Source organism: Noviherbaspirillum sp. (assembly GCF_035944575.1).
Lineage (GTDB): Bacteria > Pseudomonadota > Gammaproteobacteria > Burkholderiales > Burkholderiaceae_D > Noviherbaspirillum.
The window spans coordinates 1-4,969 of sequence record NZ_DASZBA010000172.1 but is presented as its reverse complement, the minus strand read 5'-3'; the positions used below and the strand labels follow the sequence as shown (position 1 = coordinate 4,969).

The 4,969-nt window shown below is 58.6% G+C and carries 5 protein-coding genes; 4 read left to right on the top strand and 1 reads right to left on the bottom strand.

Translation table 11 applies throughout. The features are described from left to right. The 3 genes from VGU61_RS12345 to VGU61_RS12335 all read left to right on the top strand — a co-directional run. A partial coding sequence (locus tag VGU61_RS12345) for a GspE/PulE family protein (RefSeq protein ID WP_326859429.1) occupies positions 1-1,486 on the top strand: 1,486 nt, incomplete at its 5' end. A gap of 85 nt (positions 1,487-1,571) precedes the next feature. Further along, positions 1,572-1,802, top strand: coding sequence for a hypothetical protein (locus VGU61_RS12340; RefSeq protein ID WP_326859428.1), 231 nt, complete (start codon positions 1,572-1,574; stop codon positions 1,800-1,802). 199 nt (positions 1,803-2,001) lie between these two features. After that, entirely contained in the window at positions 2,002-2,877 is an 876-nt protein-coding gene (locus VGU61_RS12335) for a response regulator (RefSeq protein ID WP_326859427.1), read from the top strand. Between the two features lie 19 nt (positions 2,878-2,896). Here the strand turns inward: VGU61_RS12335 and VGU61_RS12330 are convergent, their stop codons facing one another. Beyond that, entirely contained in the window at positions 2,897-3,754 is an 858-nt protein-coding gene (locus VGU61_RS12330; protein ID WP_326859426.1) for an endonuclease/exonuclease/phosphatase family protein, read from the bottom strand. 159 nt (positions 3,755-3,913) lie between these two features. Here VGU61_RS12330 and VGU61_RS12325 point away from each other — a divergent pair. Further along, a partial coding sequence (locus VGU61_RS12325; protein ID WP_326859425.1) for an inorganic triphosphatase occupies positions 3,914-4,969 on the top strand: 1,056 nt, incomplete at its 3' end.

Sequence of the window (4,969 nt, the reverse complement as noted above, 5' to 3'; positions counted from 1 at the left end):
CGACGTCATGTCGGCGACCTATGCGGCACGCTTCAACATCCTGCCGATCGAACTCACGCCGACCGACATCGTCATCGCCTCGACCGAGCCGTTCATCGGTGAGTGGGAAGCGGAGATCTCCAAGATCACCCGTCGCAACATCAAGCTTGTCATTGCCAATCCGCTCGATATCGCGCAGTACACCGCCCAGTTTTTTACACTTGCCAAATCCATCAAGGGCGCGCACAAGCTGAACGGCCAGGACCTTGCGCTGCGCAACAACTTCGAGCAACTGGTCGAGCTCGGCAACAGCAACAAACAGGTCGACGCGAACGACCAGCACATCATCAATATCGTCGACTGGCTGTGGCAGTACGCCTTCGAACAGCGCGCATCGGATATCCACCTGGAGCCGAAACGCGACTTCAGTGCCATCCGCTTCCGCATCGACGGCATCCTGCACCAGGTGTACCAGGTGCCCGCAACGGTGATGATCGCGATGACCGCGCGCATCAAGCTTCTTGGCCGGATGGACGTGATCGAGAAACGCCGTCCCCAGGACGGCCGCATCAAGACCCGCACCGCGGCCGGCCAGGAAATCGAACTGCGCCTCTCAACCCTGCCGACCGCCTTCGGCGAGAAACTGGTCATGCGGATTTTCGATCCGGAAGTCATCGTCAAGACGCTTCCGGAACTCGGCTTCCCGCCCGATGACGCGATGCGCTGGGACGCCCTGACCGCCCGGCCGCACGGCATCGTCCTCGTCACCGGCCCGACCGGCTCCGGCAAAACCACGACCCTGTACACCACGCTCAAGGCGCTGGCCACGTCGGAGGTCAACGTCTGCACGGTCGAAGACCCGATCGAAATGGTGGAAGCGTCCTTCAACCAGATGCAGGTGCAGCACGGCATCGACCTGTCCTTCGCGGATGGCGTGCGCGCCCTGATGCGGCAGGACCCAGACATCATCATGATCGGCGAAATCCGGGACCTGGAAACGGCCGAGATGGCCATACAGGCTGCTCTTACCGGCCACCTGGTGCTGTCGACATTGCATACCAACGATGCGCCTTCGGCGGTCATGCGCCTGCTGGAACTTGGCGTGCCGTACTACCTCCTGGAAGCCACGCTGATCGGCATCATGGCGCAGCGCCTGGTGCGCACTCTTTGCCAATCCTGCAAGTCGCCGGACGGCAATCTGGGCGACGATATCTGGGAAAGCCTGGTCGACGGCCGGGACATTCCGAAACCGGCGAAAATCTATCGGCCTGTAGGCTGCCCGGAATGCCGGCAGACCGGCTTCCGCGGGCGTGTCGGCTTGTACGAGCTGCTGACCGTGACGCAGACTTTCTCCAAGATGATCAAGCAGGAAACCGACATTCATGCCCTCAAGCAGCAAAGCATTCGGGATGGCATGAAACCCCTGCGCATTGCGGGGGCCCTGAAAATTGCTGAAGGGGTCACAACCGCGGACGAGGTACTGAAAGTTACGTCGGCGCTGACCTGACTATTTTTGTCATGGTCAGCGGCGGCAGCTGAACTGTAAAAATTGCTACACATCTAAGAGCATTAACCTGTTCTTCGGAGTTGCAATGAAACGCTTTTCTTACCTCATCACAATAGGCATATGCGCCGCTGTTCTTGGCGGATGCGCAACCACCACCCTGCCGGCGAGCGATGACGCGACCCAGCCGGTCGCTCAGCAGGCACCGAGCAATATGCCGGCCGATCCGTATGGACGGCGCGGCGTCAATCTCGGAATCGGCATCGGAAGCTGGGGTGGCCGGGCCGGCGGCGGCATCGGCGTAGGGTACGGCTGGTAAAAGCCGGTCGCATGATGAAAAGGCTGCAACCTCATCCGTTGCAGCCTTTTTCTTTTGAGAAGTTCGGCTAAGCGCAATGAACGGGAATATGATTCGATAGTGTCGTTTTTCTTCTGTGCAACGATCCGGGCTGTTTCACGCAGGAATATCATCTGTTATCATTTGGCCAACAACGTTCCACAACTTTCTGGGGCTCGAGATGACTCAAGTGCTTGCATCCGAAAACACCGATCAATCCCCACGCAGTTTCGTCCTGGAAATGCTGGGTTTCTCCGGTCCCGAGAAGGAAATGCTCGCATCGACCTTCCGCCTTACCAGCCGCCGCGTCTTTACCTACAATGAACCGGCATCGCCGGCAGATCGCAGTGACGTATATCTCGTCAATGCCGACAATCCAGCTGCGCTTGCACAACTCCAGGCCCGATCACCCAATGTTCACGCACCCGCCGTTCTGATCGGCAAGATTTCCGCCCCTTCGTCCTGGCCGGTGGTAGAAAAACCGGTGCGATGGATGAGGCTGTTCGAACAGCTCGATGCCGTCATGCGCGCGGCATTGCAGCAGCGCGCCCGTAGAGTGCAGACAGAGATGGGCGACTGGGATGGTCATACGTTCCGGCGTGCGGTCGACAGGAATGCGCCGCCGGTCCTGGCTGGCGTGGAAACCCGGCCGACCGATTCGGTTCTCGTCGTAGACGACAGCGCGACCGTCCGGGCTTTCATGCGCGCAAAGCTTGCGCCTTTCCGTTTCGATGTCGACTATGCGGAAAATGGCGAGACAGCAATCGATATGGCCCAGTCCAAGCAGTACACCTGTATTTTCCTCGACATCATGATGCCCGGCATCGATGGCTACCAAGTCTGCAAACGCATCAAGTCCAGCCCTGCAACCAAGGATGTGGCGGTTGTCATGCTGAGCAGCAAATCCTCTTCGTTCGATAAGTTCCGCGGAAGCTGGGCCGGCTGCAATGCTTATCTCGGCAAGCCGGTCACCGAAGATGAATTGCTTGCAACCATTGCCCGCTTCCTGCCGAGCGCACGCCGGGTAGCCACGGCAATTCTGGAAAAAGCTTCCTGACCCCCTCAGCCTGGATCGGTCAGCCGAGTTCGATCAGCACCGGCTGGTGATCGGACGCGTCGCTTCGTGTATCGACGCGGATATCGCGCAATCTGGGCTTCAGATCGTCGCTCACAAACACAAAATCGAAGGTGAACGGCGGCCCCGGCCACAGCGTCTTTTCATACAGACCGACGGTCGGTGCATGCGGAATACCAGGACGCAGGCATTCCCAGGCATCACGGTATGGCGGCGTAACACCATCAATCGGCTTCATCAGGAGCTGCCGGTCTTCTGATTCTGGTAGAAAATTGCAATCGCCGGTTAATATCGCCGCTGCCCCGCGCCGCGGATGGAAGAATGGGCCGTCCGACGGTTCCCCGTCCGGTATTGTCCGGGCGTGTCCGACCGCTTCGGCATGCAACTGCCTCAGTCGCTCGATCTGCGCATGGCGCTGTATCGCAGAATAGTATTCAAGATGCGTGGTGGTGACCCGAATCAGGCCAAGCGGCGTATCCAGAGTTGCCTCGAGTGCGATCCTTTGCATGCTCAGCACCCCCGGATCCGCAGGCCACGGCAGCAAATGCCGGAATACCTGCATGACGGGATACCGCGAAAGAATCATGTTGCCGAACCGCCGCCGCCCTCCCTCCGTATCCGGCACATCGGTTCCGATGCCCTGGATTGCCATAAAGTCCGGCAAACCAGACGCAATGCTCGCAAACTGATCGCTGCGGTCATTGGCGGCAAGCTCGGCAGCGCCGTATCCTGACGACACCTCCTGCAGGCAGAGGACATCGAAATCAGCCAGCTGGCGCGCGTGATCCAGGATGCGCTTGATGTCGACACGGCCATCGACACCACGTCCCCATTGAATATTCCATGTGATCAGTTTCATCGCGATCCGGTCGGGTTGAAAACACTTGCAAAAATTGAACTTTCATCTGCCATCGCATTCTGCCTTGATAGGACCGCGCTGAAAGTGACGTGTCATATGCAGACTTAATTTTTATACCATTTTGATGAACCGACAAGCTGTAACTTGGAGGCAGTGCCCATGGAAATCGAATTGAAACTGTTGATTAGCCCCGAGCACGTGGAAACGCTGCGCAAGCATCCATTACTGGAAAAGCATGCCGTTAAAAATCCTCGGGTACAGGAACTCGTCAGTACCTATTTTGATACACCAACCTTTGAAATACGGCGTTGCGATGCGGCGCTGCGTGTGCGGCAAGTGAATGGCGACAACTGGATACAAACGCTGAAGGGGGGCGGCAAGGTGGAAGCCGGCCTTCATCAGAATAACGAATGGGAATGCCGTGTCGAAAGCGCCGCGCCGGACCTTGCCGCACTGCGCGATCTGGTGGAACCGGGCACACAGTGGTATGCCTTGCTGCAAACACCGGCGCTGTCCGAGCGGCTTCTACCGATGTTCACCTCGCGCGTCACCCGTACCGTATGGAAGCTTGCCCTGAAGGAGGAAGACGGTGACGACAACGCGGCCGCAAGCACCGAGATCGAATTCGCACTCGACGAAGGCGTTCTGGAGCGCAACGACGTAAAGCTGCCGATCAGCGAAGTCGAGCTTGAGCTCAAAGCAGGCAGTCCCCAGCAGCTTTTCGATTTTGCGCTGAAACTGCTGGACGACGTGCCCATGCGCATCGGAAATCAAAGCAAGGCGGAGCGCGGTTATGCCCTTTGCATGCCGCGACAGCGCTCTGCAGTCAAGGCGGCAAAGCTGTCCTTGTCGAAAGACATGACGGTGGGGCAGGGCTTGCAATCCATCATCGGCAACTGCCTTTTGCAGATCCAGGAAAATGAAACCGGCGTCGTGCAAACCCATGATCCGGAAAGCGTGCATCAGATGCGCGTCGGCATGCGGCGACTGCGCTCGGCACTGGGAATTTTCAAGGAGCTTGCACCTTGTCCGCCGGCGCTGCTGGAAGAAATCAAATGGACGGCGAACCAGCTGGGAGCCGCCCGCGACTGGGAAGTGTTGTCGGGGTCGACATTGGCCCCAGTCGCGCGGGCGGCATCCGAGGATGAAGGCATGACGGCTCTGCAGCAGGCGGCATTGCAGCTTGCCCAGGAACGCCGGGACGCCGCCGCGTCG